Annotated in this window: 14 protein-coding genes; 5 read left to right on the top strand and 9 right to left on the bottom strand. The window is 60.6% G+C overall.

Features of this window, described 5'->3' with window-relative positions:
• Nucleotides 1-6 precede the first annotated feature (6 nt).
• The 4 genes from F8N21_RS05705 to miaB form a co-directional block, all read right to left on the bottom strand.
• Nucleotides 7-846, bottom strand: coding sequence for an HlyC/CorC family transporter (locus F8N21_RS05705; RefSeq protein WP_150641204.1), 840 nt, complete (start codon nt 844-846; stop codon nt 7-9).
• 5 nt (nt 847-851) lie between these two features.
• Nucleotides 852-1,346: an rRNA maturation RNase YbeY gene (gene ybeY, locus F8N21_RS05700; protein ID WP_150641203.1), complete on the bottom strand. Its 495-nt coding sequence runs from the start codon at nt 1,344-1,346 to the stop codon at nt 852-854.
• Entirely contained in the window at nt 1,339-2,358 is a 1,020-nt protein-coding gene (locus tag F8N21_RS05695) for a PhoH family protein (RefSeq protein WP_150641202.1), read from the bottom strand. The genes ybeY and F8N21_RS05695 overlap by 8 nt, the downstream gene beginning before the upstream one ends.
• 255 nt (nt 2,359-2,613) lie before the next feature.
• Nucleotides 2,614-3,942 (bottom strand): tRNA (N6-isopentenyl adenosine(37)-C2)-methylthiotransferase MiaB, encoded by a 1,329-nt coding sequence (gene miaB / locus F8N21_RS05690; protein ID WP_150641201.1) that lies wholly within the window; start codon nt 3,940-3,942, stop codon nt 2,614-2,616.
• 133 nt (nt 3,943-4,075) lie between these two features.
• On the opposite strand from miaB, the gene F8N21_RS05685 reads away from it, so the two are divergent.
• Nucleotides 4,076-4,402 carry a DUF1820 family protein gene (locus F8N21_RS05685; protein ID WP_150641200.1) on the top strand — a complete coding sequence of 109 codons (327 nt, stop codon included), beginning with the start codon at nt 4,076-4,078 and terminating at the stop codon, nt 4,400-4,402.
• Nucleotides 4,403-4,630: 228 nt separating this feature from the next.
• Here F8N21_RS05685 and F8N21_RS05680 read toward each other — a convergent pair whose 3' ends face one another.
• From F8N21_RS05680 to F8N21_RS05665, 4 genes are all read right to left on the bottom strand, one after another.
• Nucleotides 4,631-5,185 carry a tetratricopeptide repeat protein gene (locus F8N21_RS05680; RefSeq protein WP_150641199.1) on the bottom strand — a complete coding sequence of 185 codons (555 nt, stop codon included), beginning with the start codon at nt 5,183-5,185 and terminating at the stop codon, nt 4,631-4,633.
• A 224-nt stretch (nt 5,186-5,409) separates the two neighbouring features.
• A complete protein-coding gene (gene hemL, locus F8N21_RS05675; protein ID WP_150641198.1) occupies nt 5,410-6,693 on the bottom strand; it encodes a glutamate-1-semialdehyde 2,1-aminomutase in 1,284 nt (427 codons plus the stop codon).
• A gap of 31 nt (nt 6,694-6,724) precedes the next feature.
• The gene (gene thiE / locus F8N21_RS05670; protein ID WP_150641197.1) at nt 6,725-7,348 is read right to left on the bottom strand and encodes a thiamine phosphate synthase; all 624 of its coding nucleotides are present in this window, start codon (nt 7,346-7,348) and stop codon (nt 6,725-6,727) included.
• Nucleotides 7,349-7,366: 18 nt separating this feature from the next.
• On the bottom strand, nt 7,367-8,164 hold the full coding sequence (locus F8N21_RS05665) for a hydroxymethylpyrimidine/phosphomethylpyrimidine kinase (RefSeq protein WP_150641196.1): 798 nt from the start codon (nt 8,162-8,164) through the stop codon (nt 7,367-7,369).
• Between the two features lie 473 nt (nt 8,165-8,637).
• On the opposite strand from F8N21_RS05665, the gene F8N21_RS05660 reads away from it, so the two are divergent.
• From F8N21_RS05660 to F8N21_RS05645, 4 genes are all read left to right on the top strand, one after another.
• Entirely contained in the window at nt 8,638-11,028 is a 2,391-nt protein-coding gene (locus F8N21_RS05660; protein WP_150641195.1) for a hybrid sensor histidine kinase/response regulator, read from the top strand.
• Between the two features lie 74 nt (nt 11,029-11,102).
• Nucleotides 11,103-12,752 carry an acyl-CoA dehydrogenase family protein gene (locus F8N21_RS05655; protein ID WP_150641194.1) on the top strand — a complete coding sequence of 550 codons (1,650 nt, stop codon included), beginning with the start codon at nt 11,103-11,105 and terminating at the stop codon, nt 12,750-12,752.
• Nucleotides 12,753-12,773: 21 nt separating this feature from the next.
• Entirely contained in the window at nt 12,774-14,273 is a 1,500-nt protein-coding gene (gene amn, locus F8N21_RS05650) for an AMP nucleosidase (protein WP_191624206.1), read from the top strand.
• A gap of 70 nt (nt 14,274-14,343) precedes the next feature.
• Nucleotides 14,344-14,985 (top strand): pseudouridine synthase, encoded by a 642-nt coding sequence (locus F8N21_RS05645; RefSeq protein ID WP_150641192.1) that lies wholly within the window; start codon nt 14,344-14,346, stop codon nt 14,983-14,985.
• Here the strand turns inward: F8N21_RS05645 and F8N21_RS05640 are convergent.
• Nucleotides 14,980-15,189, bottom strand: coding sequence for a DUF2788 domain-containing protein (locus tag F8N21_RS05640; protein WP_150641191.1), 210 nt, complete (start codon nt 15,187-15,189; stop codon nt 14,980-14,982). The two genes, F8N21_RS05645 and F8N21_RS05640, sit on opposite strands and share 6 nt — an antisense overlap.
• Nucleotides 15,190-15,345: the final 156 nt, after the last annotated feature.

The raw sequence follows: 15,345 nt of genomic DNA, 5'->3' as shown, positions 1-15,345 counted from the left end.
CGATCCTTAACGGGGTATGGGTGTCAGGCGCAGCAGGTGAATCCGCCGGCTATCGGCGTTCAGGATGCGGAAGCGATAGGCGCCGATCTCGGTGATTTCATTGCGTTTAGGCAGGTGCCCGAACGCGCTCATCACCAGACCGCCTACCGTGTCGAATTCATCGTCGGAGAACTGGCTGTCGAAAAAATCGTTGAAGTTTTCGATCGGGGTCAGCGCCTTGATCAGGAAGTCACCGCTGGGCAGCGGCTTGATGTAGCTGTCTTCCTCGACGTCATGCTCGTCTTCGATGTCGCCGACTATCTGTTCCAGTACGTCTTCGATGGTCACCAGGCCCGCCACACCGCCGTATTCGTCGATGACGATGGCCATGTGGTTATGGTTGGCGCGGAACTCGCGCAGCAGCACATTAAGGCGCTTGGACTCGGGGACGAAGGTCGCCGGCCGCAGCAAATCCCTGACGTTGAAGCTATCGCCGTTTTCCTTGAGGATCAGTGGCAGCAGGTCCTTGGCCAGCAGGACGCCCATGACGTCGTCGTGGCTTTCACCAATCACCGGATAGCGCGAGTGCGCGGAATCGATGACCGCCGGAAGAAATTCGCGAGGTGTCTGGGTCGCCTTGATGCTGATCATCTGCGAGCGCGGAACCATGATGTCCCGTACTTGCAGGTCCGCGACCTGGATGGCGCCTTCGACGATGGCCAGCGCTTCGCTGTCCAGCAACTTGTTCTGATGGGCTTCGCGCAGCAGCTCCAGCAGCTCCTGACGGTTTTTCGGCTCGTGGGCAAAAGCTTGGGTGAGTTTACCCAGCCAGGACTTTTGCCCGTTGCTCGATCGATCTTCGCTCATAGCGATTACTCTGAATCCTTTGTTGTATCAGTGGGGGAGGAATCGATTTCGTCGTCCGCATAAGGGTCGGGATGACCCAGTTCGGCAAGCAACGTTCGTTCCAGTGCTTCCATTTCTTCGGCTTCATCGTCGTCTATATGGTCGTAACCCAGCAGATGCAAGCAGCCGTGGATGACCAGATGTGCCCAGTGGGCGTCGAGTGCCTTGCCTTGTTCGGCGGCTTCGCGCTCGACCACCGGTACGCAGATCACCAGGTCGCCGAGCAGCGGGATGTCCAGCAGCTCGTCCGGCACATCGGCCGGGAAGGACAGCACATTGGTGGCGTAATCCTTATGCCGCCAGGTGTGGTTCAGCTCCCGGCCTTCGGGTTCATCGACCAGGCGGATGGTCAGTTCCGAGTCAGCAGTGCGCTGACGCAGGGCCAGTTCGCACCATTGACGGAACTCCGCTTCGCTGGGGGCGGGCTGTTGGCTTTCAAGTTGCAGATCAAGCTCAAGCATCGCGGCGAGTGTCCCTGGCGGTAGAGAGCCGGGTCGAATCGTCGTCGACGCGATTCTCGAAGCGCTCGTAGGCTTCGACAATCTGCTGCACCAATGGATGGCGCACCACGTCTTTGGGCATGAAGTGCGTGAAGCTGATGCCTGGCACACCCTTGAGCACGTCGATCACATGGGACAACCCCGAGCGCGTGCCTTTGGGCAAGTCGACCTGAGTGATGTCACCGGTGATGACGGCTGTGGAGCCGAAGCCGATCCGCGTCAAAAACATTTTCATCTGCTCGACGGTGGTGTTCTGGCTTTCGTCGAGAATGATGAAGCTGTTGTTCAGCGTTCGTCCGCGCATATAGGCCAGTGGCGCGATCTCGATGACCTGACGTTCGATCAGTTTGGCGACGTGTTCAAAGCCGAGCATTTCGTACAGCGCGTCATACAGCGGGCGCAGGTACGGATCGACTTTCTGTGCCAGGTCGCCGGGCAGGAAGCCGAGTTTTTCGCCGGCTTCAACCGCTGGGCGCACCAGCAGGATGCGGCGGACTTGCTCACGCTCCAGTGCGTCTACCGCGCAGGCAACGGCGAGATAGGTCTTGCCGGTACCGGCGGGGCCGATGCCGAAGTTGATATCGTTACCGAGAATTTCCTTCACGTAGCGCTGCTGATTCAAGCCGCGAGGGCGAACCATGCCTTTTTTGGTGCGCAGTGTGACGGCGGGTTCGGCGGCCGTATGGTTGTCGAGCTCTTCCACGGCCGATTCCTGCAGGAACAGGTGAACCATGTCCGGCGACAGCTCGGTACTTTTGGTTTCCCGATACAGGCGGCGCAGAAGGTTTTCCGCGGAGGAGGTGTGTTTGGGTTCGCCGATCAGTTCGAACTGGTTTCCGCGATTGCGGATTTCGATGGTCAGGCGCTGTTCGATCAGGCGCAAATGCTCGTCGAGCTGCCCGCACAGATTGGCGAAACGGCGAGCCTCAAAGGGCTCGAGGATGAAACGATGTGGTTCGATGGGTGCGTTCAAGGTCGTTTTTAGCCGCCCTGGGGCAATTAAGATGAAATCAAGGATAACGCCAGTGGGCCGGGTGCGAAAGCTCTTAAATAACTTGCTGTGTTCGACGATTACCCCTGTGGCGAGGGGGCTTGCCCCCGCTGAAGCGCGAAGCGGTCCCAAATTGGGCGACACGTTCTTTCAGTTAGTGCCGAGTTGCCTGACTTTACGACTGCTTCGCAGCCGAGCGGGGGCAAGCCCCCTCGCCACAGAAGCGCGTGCCGACACTTATTGCAACAAAGAGCCGCGCAGCGAGTGCGGTTGCGCGGCATCGATATGCACGTCGGCGAACTGCCCGATCAGCTGCGGATTGTCGCAGCGGAAGTTGACGATACGGTTGTTCTCGGTCCGCCCCTGCAATTCGCCCGGGTCTTTCTTCGAATAATCGGTCACCAGGATGCGCTGGGTCGAGCCGACCATTTGTCGGCTGATCTCGAAGCCTTGCTGATTGAGTCGATGTTGCAGAGCGTTCAGCCGTTCTTTTTTCAGTTCTTCCGGTGTTTCGTCGGGCAAATCGGCGGCCGGGGTGCCCGGGCGCTGGCTATAGACGAACGAATAGGAAAAGTCGAAACCGACGTCTTCGATCAGCTTCATGGTCTGCTGGAAGTCTTTTTCGGTCTCGCCGGGGAAGCCGACAATGAAGTCCGAGCTGATGCAGATGCCCGGTACCGCAGCTCGCAGCTTACGCAGCTTGGACTTGTATTCCAGCGCAGTGTGGTTGCGCTTCATCGCCGCCAGAATGCGGTCCGAACCCGACTGCACCGGCAAATGCAGGTGCTTGACCAGCTCCGGCACTTCGGCGTGGGCCTGAATCAGGCTATCGGAGAACTCCAGCGGGTGCGAGGTGGTGTAGCGGATGCGCTCGATACCGTCGACGGCAGCAACCACCCGGATCAGCTCGGCGAGGTCCGCCAGGCGACCGTCATGGGTCTGGCCGCGGTAGCCATTGACGTTCTGGCCGAGCAGGGTAACTTCGCGCACCCCGTTTTCTGCCAGGTGAATGATTTCCGCCAGTACGTCGTCGAACGGTCGGCTGACTTCTTCGCCACGGGTGTAGGGCACCACGCAGAACGTGCAGTACTTGCTGCAGCCTTCCATGACCGAGACGTAGGCGCTCGGGCCGTCGATGCGTGGTTCCGGCAGATGGTCGAATTTTTCGATTTCCGGGAACGAGACGTCGACTTGCGGCAGCTTGGTCAGGCGTGCGGCGTCGATCATTTCCGGCAAGCGGTGCAGGGTTTGCGGGCCGAACACCACGTCGACATACGGCGCGCGGTCACGGATTGCCGCGCCTTCCTGGCTGGCCACGCAACCGCCGACGGCGATCACCATGTCCGGGTTGGCCAGTTTCAGTTCGCGCCAACGGCCGAGCTGGGAATACACCCGATCCTGGGCGCGTTCGCGGATCGAGCAGGTGTTGAGCAGGATGACGTCCGCGTCTTCGGCGCGGGCAGTCACTTCCAGGGCCTGATGTTCACCCAGCAGATCGACCATGCGCGAGCTGTCATACTCGTTCATCTGGCAACCGTGGGTTTCGATATAGAGCTTCTTGGCCATGGGGGTTCGTCAACTGGTTCAAAGAACCGCGCATTATAGGGAACATGTCCCAAGGTTCCTACCGCTGTGCGTCCGGCGGCTATGCTATAGTTCGCGCCCTCATATATATCCCCCGATTTGTTGCCCGCCCACCATGACCAAACGTGAAGCTCCAATCTACAAGGTGATTTTCCTTAATCAGGGCCAGGTGTTCGAAATGTACGCCAAGCAGATCTATCAAAGTGATCTGTGGGGCTTCCTGGAAGTGGAAGAGTTCGTCTTTGGCGAGCGCACACAGCTGGTCGTCGACCCCGGCGAAGAGAAGCTCAAGGCGCAGTTCGAAGGCGTGGTACGCAGTTTTGTGCCGATGCATTCGATCGTACGCATCGACGAGGTCGAGCGACTGGGTACGCCGAAAATCACTGAAGCACGCGGCATGAGCAACGTTATGCCGTTTCCGATGCCGATGCCGGATAAGTAACACTCGGTACTTTGTGGTGAGTGGAGCTTTCTAGTGGCGAGCGAGCTTGCTGTGGCGAGGGGGCTTGTCGGAACGCCGCATCGCCCCGCTCGGCTGCGAAGCAGTCGTAAGCCAACCGGCGCGGTGTGCCAGGCGGAGTTCGATTGCAGGTTTTAGGACCGCTTCGCGCTCCAGCGCGGGCAAGCCCGCTCGCCACAAAAGCCCGCCAGGCGTTCGATCAGGCAGGATTCAAGGCAGCGGCGAAAAAGGCGAACGCCCGTCGGCGCTTTGCAATTCCAGCAGGTATTTGCGAAAAATTTGTCCCAGCACCTGGGTCGCGACTTCCAGCTCCTCGCGCTGCATGTGCTCGGCGACTTCGTCGGCGGTATCCAGCGCATCTTCGGCGCCATTGACCGCCGCCATCTTCAGCACGATATAGGCCTGGACATTGTTGGCCGGCACACCTTCGCCATGGAAGAACATGCTGCCAAGCTTGAACTGTGCCTGGGCGTGGCCTTGCAGAGAAGCTTTCTCGTAGTAACTCAAGGCTTGATTGAGGTCGCGCGGCGTATTTTTGCCGTCGTAATAGAATTCGCCCAACTCGTATTGTGCCTGTGCATCCCCTGTATCCGCCGCTTGCTTGCAGGCGGCGAGCGCCTCGGCCAAGTCTTGCGGCTGAGTATTGAGGGTGCAACGACCCATCGCTGGGATCAACAACGAGTTGCCGCCTGCTTGTGCGTGCGCGAGCAGGGGCTGAAGGAGCAACAGGCAGCCCAATGCAAGGGTGCGGCCGGTGCGGTTCATGGGAATCGACGTACCTCTGAGGGGCGCGTGGACCCCCTGGGGGATCCAATAAGCGCGCATTATGAAATAAGCAGGGCCAACCTTACAAAGTCTTTACTCGTTTTTCTGCTGCGCGGGGGCCATATCTGCCGCTTTCGGGGATTTTGCCGCTGCGCGGGAGGGAAATCGGCTGTGGCAGCAAGCAAAACTGACGCCGGCGTCCCCCGGCATCAGTCCTGCGAGGCTTACTTCAGTGCAGCAAAAGCGCGTTCGGCAGCATCGAGGGTCAGTTGCAGCTCGGCATCGCCATGGGCGATCGAGGTGAAACCGGCTTCAAAGGCGCTGGGTGCCAGGTACACGCCACCCTCGAGCATCAAGTGGAAGAAGCGCTTGAACAGGCCGGCGTCGCTGGCCATGACGTCATCAAAGGTGACGATGTCGTCAGCGCCGCTGAAGTACAGGCCGAACATACCGCCGGCCTGGGTGGTCACGAACGGAATGCCGGCCGCGTCGGCACGCTGTTGCAGGCCGTCGAGCAGGCGACTGGTGTAGTCAGTCAGCTCGGCGTGGAAGCCCGGACGGCTGATCAGGCGCAGGGTGGTCAGGCCCGCAGCCATGGCCAGCGGGTTACCGGACAGGGTGCCGGCCTGATAGACCGGGCCCAAGGGGGCGATATGCGACATGATTTCGCGTTTACCACCGAAGCAGCCCACCGGCATACCGCCACCAATGATCTTGCCGAACGTGCTCAGGTCCGGGACAACGCCGTAGTGGGCCTGGGCGCCACCCAGGGCGACGCGGAAACCGGTCATTACTTCGTCGAAAATCAGCACCACGCCGTGTTTGTCGCAGAGCGTGCGCAGGCCTTCGAGGAAGCCCGGTGCCGGCGGCACGCAGTTCATGTTGCCGGCCACCGGTTCGACGATGATGCACGCCACTTCCTGGCCGACTTCGCTGAGCATCTGCTCGACAGCGTCGATGTCGTTGAATGGCAAGGTCAGGGTGTGTCTGGCAAATGCGGCGGGTACCCCGGCAGAGCTGGGAACACCTTGGGTCAGTGCGCCAGAGCCGGCCTTGACCAGCAGGCTGTCGGAGTGGCCGTGGTAGCAACCTTCGAACTTGATGATGCTGTCACGACCGGTGAAGCCGCGGGCCAGACGAATCGCACTCATGGTCGCTTCAGTACCGGAACTGACCATGCGGACCATTTCCATCGAGGGCACGATGGAGCAGACCAGATCGGCCATCTGGGTTTCCATTTCGGTCGGAGCGCCATAGGACAGCCCGTGTTCGAGCTGCTTGCGCACCGCATCGAGCACTTCGGGGTGGCTGTGGCCGAGGATCATCGGTCCCCAGGAGCCGACATAGTCGACGTAGCGCTTGTCATCTTCGTCTGTGACGTAGGCGCCCTCGGCGTGTTTGAAGAACAACGGGGTGCCGCCGACGCTCTTGAAGGCACGAACGGGCGAGTTCACGCCGCCGGGAATGTGTTTCTGGGCATTGGCAAACAGGATTTCGGAACGAGACATGATGGGGCTCTCTGAATCAGGATTCGGCTATTTAGATATGAAACAGGGCTTTGAAGGCGCGCGCGCGCTGCGTCACTTCCTGGGTGCTCGCGGCACCGAACAGGCCGTGGACCACGGCCAGCAGGTCGGCGCCGTGAGCCACCAGCGGGGCGGCGTTTTCCAGGGTGATGCCGCCGATCACGCAGATTGGCAGGTGCAATTTGCTGCGGGCCTGGTCGAGCAAGTCGAGAGTGGCCGCCGGCGCGCCGGGCTTGGTGTTGGAGTTGAAGAAGCGGCCGAAGGCGACATAGCTGGCGCCTTCCTTGGCGGCTTGTTCGGCGAGTTCGAGCTGAGCGTGGCAGGTCGAGCCGATGATCGCCTTACGCCCGAGCAGGGCCCGGGCCGGGGTCAGCGGGCCGTCGGTCTGCCCCAGGTGGACGCCGACGCCGAGGCGCGCGGCCAGTTCGGCATCGTCATTGATGATCAACTGGGCGCCGTAGCGTTCACACAAAGTACGCAGGGTTTCGGCTTCGCGCAGCCGACGGGCTTCGTCGGAGCTCTTGTCGCGGTACTGCAGCAGTGTGACACCGCCCTCCAATGCCGCTTCCACATAAGGCAGGAACTTGCCGGCCAACAGTTGACTGTCGGTAATGGCATACAGGCCACGTAGTTTCATCGAACAAGCCTCATGGCGTTACGAGCAAAAATCCAGTGGCAGCCGGCGCGGGACGAACTGGCCTTTGCCGAGCTGTTCGGCATCGCGCAGGGTGCGCCAAGTGTAGTTCAGCGCTGATTGCACGGCGCTGGCGAGGTTTTCACCCAGGGCCAGACGACCGGCCAGGGCGCTGGCCAAGGTGCAGCCCGAACCGTGATAGCTGCCGGGCAAACGCTGGCAGGTGTAGGTCTGGCGGGTGCCATCGCGGCTGTACAGGCGGTTATGTACTTCATGCTCATCGCCATGGCCGCCGGTGATCAGCAGGTGTTTGCAGTAGGGCAGGAGTTTTTCTGCACACTCGTCAGGGGTGCCTTCAGGCAGTTCGGCGAGGATGCGGGCTTCGGGAAGGTTAGGGGTGGCAATGGTCGCCAGCGGCAGCAGGCGTTCGCGCATGGCATAGCCGACTTCATCCTTGCCCAGGCGCCCGCCGCCACCGGCACGCAACACCGGGTCGCAGACCAGCGGCAAATGCGGATGCGCCTGGAGCAGCTCGACGACGGTGTCGACCATTTCCAGCGAGCCGAGCATGCCCAGCTTGACCGCCGCGACGGTCGAGTCGTTGAGCACGGCATTGGCCTGGGCCAATACCCACTCACGGTCGAGGACGCGGAAGTCGCTGACGTTGACCGTGTCTTGCACGGTCAGCGCGGTGACTGCCGTGGCAGCATGACAACCCTGAGCGAGCAGGGCTTCGATATCTGCCTGCAGGCCGGCGCCACCACTTGGGTCGTGGCCGGAGAGACAGAGGACAACGGGGCGAGAGCTGTAGATATTCATGGTGCGCGAGCTTACCACCAAACGCTTTTTTTCGGTTGTGTGGCGAGGGGGCTTGTTGTGGTGAGGGGGCTTGCCCCCGCTGGGCTGCGAAGCAGCCCAAAAACCTGCAATCGAGTTCTGTCTGGCACACCGCGTCGATTGGCTCACGACTGCTTCGCAGCCGAACGGGGCGATGCGGCGTTCCGACAAGCCCCCTCACCACAGAGCGCCCGGCTTCAGGCCTCTTATGGTTGCCAGATATGAGGGGCCAGCACAGGTACTTCACCACTTGATCCGGTCAACAGCTCTAGATCAATGGATGGCGCTGAGACGCCCGTACTAGAGCCTTTGAACTAAAGATTTCAATGGTGCTCTATGGCCATCAACGGCTATGCTAGAGTGGATCCAAACCACTGACAAGTATTGCCGGTCTTACGTCTACCAAGGGAAATGGGGGCTTCCTGACTCAACCGGACAGGCCATGCTGGGGCTTTATGCGCTATTTGCTGATGTTGCTGCTGAGCTTGCCAATGCTGGCCGGTGCAGCCGAGTTTAATGAGTACACTCAAAGCCTCCCCTTGGGGCGAGTCATGCAGGTGTTCGAAGACGTGAGTGGCGAGGCGACAATCGCCGACGTCAGCTCGCAGGCTTTGGCCGGCAGTTTCAAGACTCATGATAAGGCCACCCTCAATGCCGGTTACTCGCACTCGGTGTTCTGGCTGAAAATCGATCTGCATTATCGTCCCGGCAATCCGGCGGCGCAGCACACCTGGTTGCTGGAGCTGGCCTATCCGCCTCTCGATCATCTCGACTTGTACCTGCCCGATGCCGCTGGCGGCTATCAATTGGCCCAGCGTACGGGCGACGCCTTGCCGTTCTCCAGTCGGCAGATCCGCCAGAACAACTATCTAATCGACCTGGATTTCGCCCCTGATCAACGCAAAACCCTGTACCTGCGCCTGCAAAGCCAGGGTTCAATCCAGGCACCCCTGACCCTTTGGTCGAGTACCGCCTACCTGGAAGAGCAGCCACAACGTCTATACGTGCTGGGCATGATCTATGGCGTGTTGCTGGGCATGCTGGTCTACAACCTGTTCATCTACCTTGCCGTCCGTGACACCAGCTACCTCTATTACATTTTCTATATTGCGTCGTTCGGTTTGTACCAATTGTCGGTGAACGGCGCAGCGGTGGAATATTTCTGGCCGAACAATCCCTGGTGGGCCAACGCCTCGACACCCTTCTTCATTGGCGCCGCAGGGCTTTTCGGCAGCCAGTTCGCCCGCAGCTTTTTGCAGACCGCCAGCCACAGTCGCTGGCTCGACCGACTGCTGCTGGTACTGATCGCATGCAGCGCGGTGGTGGTGGCACTGTCGTTGATGGCCAGCTATGCCCTGGCCTTGCGCCTGGCGACAGGGTTGGCCCTGGCCTTTACCGTGACGATTTTTGCCGCCGGGGTGTTCGCCTGGTGTCGGGGTTTGCGGGTGGCCCGGTATTTCATCATCGCCTGGTCGGCGTTTCTGGTCGGTGGAGCGATCAACACACTGATGGTGCTGGGCTACCTGCCAAACGTGTTCCTGACCATGTATGCCAGCCAGATCGGTGCGGCACTTGAGGTGGCATTGCTGTCACTGGCCCTGGCCGATCGCATTAACTCGATGCGCGCGCAGCAGGCCCGGACCTTGTTCGATGCTGGTCAGAAACTCGAAGTGTTGAACCAGCAACTGGCCCACAGCAACCGGCTCAAGGACGAATTCCTCGCGACCCTGACCCATGAGTTGCGCACGCCGATGAACGGGGTGATCGGCTCGCTGGAACTGATGCAGACCGTAGACCTCGGCCCGGAGTTGGAGCAGTTCCAGCAGACGGCCGCGAGCTCGGCGCGAGACATGATGCGCATGGTCAATGGGATCCTCACCCTGACCGAGTTGCAGGCCGGCAGGCTCAAGGTGCAACGGCAAGACTTCAGCCTGCACGGGGTACTCGATGCCCTGCAAATGCAGTTCGCCGCAAATGCCATGGGCAAGGCCCTGGATTTTCAGGTCGAGGTGGGGAAGGGATTGCCGGATCGTCTGCAAGGCGATAGCGCAAAACTGACTCAATGCCTGGAGTGCTTGCTCGACAACGCCATCAAGTTTACCGGGGTGGGTGGGCTGGTGCTGCGAGTCACCGGGAAGTCGGTGGGTGAGGGCCGGGTGGCGCTGTGCTTCGCGGTCATCGACACGGGTATCGGTTTCACCCAACTGGATGACGCCAACCTGTATCAGCGATTCTTCCAGCTCGACGGTTCGATGACCCGCGAATACGGCGGGCTGGGTGTCGGCCTGGCGATTTGCCGGCAACTGATCGAGTTGCTCGGCGGGCGTTTGACCCATCAATCAGAGCCCGGCCGCGGCAGTTGTTTCCAGCTGGAAGTCGAGTTCGATACCGATAGCGCACAACCTTTGGTCGTCGAGCAAAGCTTCCAGGGACATGGGCCGATAACCCGTCGTACGCCTCAGGAATGTCGCGTGTTGTTGGTCGATGACAGCAGCATCAATCAACTGGTGGTGCGTGGCATGCTGCTCAAGTTGGGCTATCGGGTGCGCACGGCGGACAGTCCGCGGGCGACCCTGGATCTGCTTCGGCACGAAGCTTTCGATGCCGTGGTGCTTGATAGCCAGCTGGCGCGACTCGACGGCGTGTCGATCTGCTGTCAGTTGCGGGCGCTGCCAGGTTATGCGCAGCTGCCAGTGCTGGCAGTCACAGCGAATGCCGGGCGTGAGCGTTGCCAGGCGGTGGGGATGACCGAGTATTTGAGCAAGCCGGTGAAATTCGAAGAGTTGCAGGCGATTTTGTATCGCCGGGTGCTTTGTCGGGAACATGGTGAAAGCGCCGATATTTAGGCGTATATGCCACTTTGTTCAGCGCAGGGGTGGTGCTTAACTGGGATCCTGGTCCACCCCAAAGGAGCCCCGCCATGAACCTGCATCAGTTCGCCGAAACCCACGAGGTTACCAATCAGCCGCCCTCTCTGGATGGCATCAACCTCTATCGCATCGACCTGCCACTGCAGGAATGGGCGCGGCGATTCGGCGCGGGTTGGGCCGAATCACGGATTGATCGCTATGGCGCGCTGGCAGGTGGGCCGTTGATGGAAGCAGGGTTTCTGGCCAATCAGAACAAACCGGTATTCGTCAGTCACGACCGTTATGGTCATCGCATCGATCTGGTGGAATTTCACCCGTCCTACCATCAACTGATGCGCACCGCCGTCGAGCATGGTTTGACCTCATTGCCCTGGACCGATCCGCAGTCCGGAGCCCATGTGGCCCGTGCGGCCATGACCTATTTGCATAGCCAGGCCGAGGCCGGCAGCGGCTGCCCGTTGACCATGACCTTCGCCTCGGTGCCGGCGCTGCGCTTGCAGCCGGACATCGCCGAACAATGGCTACCGAAAGTTCTCGCCACCGAATACGACCCGCGCAACGTTGGCATCGCCCACAAGGCCGGCGCAACCCTCGGCATGGCGATGACCGAGAAGCAGGGCGGCACCGATGTCCGGGCCAACACCACCCAGGCTTTTCCGGTGGGAGCTGCAGGTCCGGGTCAGGCCTATGAACTGGTTGGCCACAAATGGTTCTGTTCGGCGCCGATGTGCGACGCCTTCCTGACCCTGGCCCAGACTGACAAGGGCTTGACCTGCTTCCTGCTGCCGCGCCATCGCCCGGACGACAGCCGCAACCAGTTCTACATCCAGCGTCTGAAAAACAAACTCGGCAATTGGTCCAACGCCTCCAGCGAAGTGGAGTTTCGCGGGGCTCTGGCCTGGATGGTCGGCGAGGAAGGCCGCGGCGTGCCGACCATCATCGAGATGGTCGCCATGACCCGCTTCGATTGCATGGTCGGTTCCAGTGCCCTGATGCGTCAGGCGCTGACCCAGGCCAGCCATCACTGTGCGCATCGGCGGGTCGGCGGCAAGCTGCTCAGCGAACAACCCCTGATGCAGAACGTGCTGGCCGATCTGGCCCTGGAAAGCGAGGCCGCCCTGGCCTTGAGCCTGCGCATGGGACGAGCACTGGATCAACTGGATGACTCCCAGGAAGCCAAATTCGCCCGGCTGGTGACGGCAGTGGGCAAGTACTGGATCTGCAAACGGGCGCCGGCCATGATCAACGAAGCCGCCGAGTGCATGGGCGGTGCCGGTTATGTCGAGGAAAGCATCCTGCCGCGTCTGTACCGTGAGGCACCCGTGAACTCGACGTGGGAAGGTTCCGGCAACGTGCAGTGCCTCGACGTGTTGCGGGCCTTGTCGAAAGAGCAGGGGGTGCTGGATGTATTGTTCAGCGAATTGGGCGATGGCCATGGCGACAAGCGCCTGGCTGCGCACATCAGTCAATTGCAGGCGGCGTTCAAGGACACCAGTGACATTCAGTACCGCGCTCGGCAGCTGACTGAAGACATCGCGCTGGGACTGCAAGCCAAGCTGTTGCTGGAGGCGGGCAATGCCAGTGTCAGCGATGCTTTCATTGCCAGTCGCCTGGGCACTGCCGGTCGGGTCTATGGCATGCTGCCACGAGGTCTGGACGTGCGAGCGATTGTTGCGCGATCGACACCTCAGGGCTTCTGATCGGGCTGAGTTGCAGGCAAGATGAAGGCCTGCAGATCAGAACACAGGATGCTTATCGTGACCGAAGCTTTTATTGTCGTTCAAACCGCCGAGCAAGCCGTGGACCGGCTTGCTGCTCTGCACGAACGTGCGACCACCGCGCTGAGCCAGGCCCTCAAGCAGTACCTGAAGGATCGCATCGAACCGGACGCCGAGCAGCGCGCCCTGTTTCGTTACCCTGAACTGCGCTTGACCTATCTCTGCCAGGGCGAAGTCCCCCAGACTACTCGGGCTTACGCCAAGGTCCAGTTGCCCGGCACCTACAGCGTCACCGTCACCCATCCTTCAGCCTTCCGTAATTATCTGCTGGAGCAACTGGTGCCGCTGATGCACGACTTCACCGTGACGGTGGAAGTAGGCGTCAGCGAGCAGAACATTCCTTATCCCTATGTGGTCGAGCAGGGCGATGAGCTTGGCGGCTCCGGCGTCACAGCTGCAGCGCTGGCTCGGGTGTTCCCCAGCACCGACTTGTCGGCGGCCACCGATGGCATCGCCGATGGCCTCTATGATTGGGAAAACACCGATCCGCTGCCCTTGGCGCTGTTCGACGCGGCGCGGGTCGATTTCTCGCTGCGTCGTCTGGTGCACTACACCGGCAGCGACTGGCGGCATGTGCAGCCGTGGATCCTGCTGACCAACTATCACCGCTATGTCGACCAGTTCATCGTGCACGGCCTGGAGCAATTGCGCAGCGATCCACGCTTCGTGCGTTTGGTGTTGCCGGGCAATGTAATCATCGAAAAGAGCATGGACCACAGCGAAGCCTCGGCGATTGCCGCCGGAGTGGTCTGGCACCGCTATCAGATGCCGGCCTATCACCTGCAAGCCAGTGACGGTCATGGGGTGACCCTGGTGAATATCGGTGTCGGTCCGTCCAATGCGAAAAACATCACCGACCATTTGGCCGTGCTGCGTCCGCACTGCTGGCTGATGATCGGGCACTGTGGCGGCTTGCGTCAGTCGCAGACCATTGGTGACTACGTGCTGGCTCACGCCTACATGCGCCGCGACGGGATCCTCGATCGGGTAGTACCACCGAATATTCCGATCCCTGCCCTGGCCGAAGTGCAGATGGCCTTGCAGCAAGCGGCGGCCAACGTCACCGGTGAGAAAGGCGATGATCTGAAAAAGCGCCTGCGCACCGGCACGGTGCTGACCTACGATGACCGTAACTGGGAGCTGCGCTGGGCTCAGGAGCGTCCGCTGATCAACCTGTCGCGAGCCGTGGCGGTGGACATGGAAAGCGGCACCATTGCTGCCCAGGGTTATCGCCTGCGAGTGCCTTATGGCACCTTGCTGTGTGTCTCGGACAAACCGCTGCACAGTGAAATCAAACTGCCGGGTTCGGCCAACGCGTTCTATGAACGTGCGGTCAGCCAGCACTTGAAGATCGGCATCGCCGCAGTGGATCTGCTGCGCACCGAGCTCAACTCGCTGCATTCACGCAAACTGCGCAGCTTCGACGAACCGCCCTTCCGCTGATTGCGGGATGGTCATTTAACGGTTGGGCCACTAGCATGGTGAGCCCTGACCGTTAGATGTTCTTTTCGCCATGCCTCGTCCACCTCGTCCCGTTTCCCGCCGCCCTGGCGCGAACACCCCGCAATCTTCCTCAGCACCACGGCGTGTCGCCAAGGCACCACCGGCCGAGCCGAAGCTGATCCTGTTCAACAAGCCATTTGATGTGCTGACTCAATTCAGCGATGGCGAAGGGCGAGCGACGCTCAAGGACTTTATCGAGATTCCCGGCATTTATCCGGCGGGCCGGCTGGATCGAGACAGCGAAGGCTTGCTGCTGCTGACCAACGATGGCCAGCTCCAGGCGCGGATTGCCGATCCGAAACACAAACTGGCCAAGACCTATTGGGTGCAGGTGGAAGGCGAGCCCAGCGCTGAGCAATTGCAGCGGTTGCGCGACGGCGTCGAGTTGAATGACGGCATGACCTTGCCCGCCGAGGCGCGGCAGCTTGAAGAGCCGCAGCTATGGCCGCGCAATCCGCCAGTGCGGTTCCGCAAGAGTGTGCCGACCAGTTGGCTGGAGCTGGTGATTCGCGAAGGGCGCAACCGCCAGGTGCGCCGGATGACTGCCGCGGTGGGCTTGCCGACCCTGCGTCTGGTGCGGGTGCGAATCGGCGACTGGTCTATCGAAGGGCTGGATCAGGGTCAGTGGAAAGAAGTCCCCGCGCGTTTATAAGGTGCCGGATTCGATCAGCCCGATGACCACGCTTTTGATCACAAAGGCGGCAACGCCCAAGCCCAGTACGGAAAACAGAATGATAGAACCGAACCGCCCGGCCTTGGACTTCTTAGCCAAATCCCAGACGATGAAACCCATGAAAATAATCAGGATGGTCACCAGACTGGTCATCATCCACTCTTCGAATACTGCAGGATCCATTGAAACTCTCCAGCGCGTCAGGGCAAAAAAAGGCCGGGGGAGTATACGCCAAGGGTGATTGGTGGTGTATTGACGTGCGTCGACCTGTCGCAGCCCTGGTGAGGGACTCGTACTGTGGCGAGGGGGCTTGCCCCCGCTGGGCTGCGAAGCAGTCCT

Origin of the sequence: Pseudomonas fluorescens (genome assembly GCF_902497895.1) — a bacterium.
GTDB lineage: Bacteria > Pseudomonadota > Gammaproteobacteria > Pseudomonadales > Pseudomonadaceae > Aquipseudomonas > Aquipseudomonas fluorescens_BP.
This window is presented reverse-complemented; position numbering and strand designations above follow the sequence as displayed.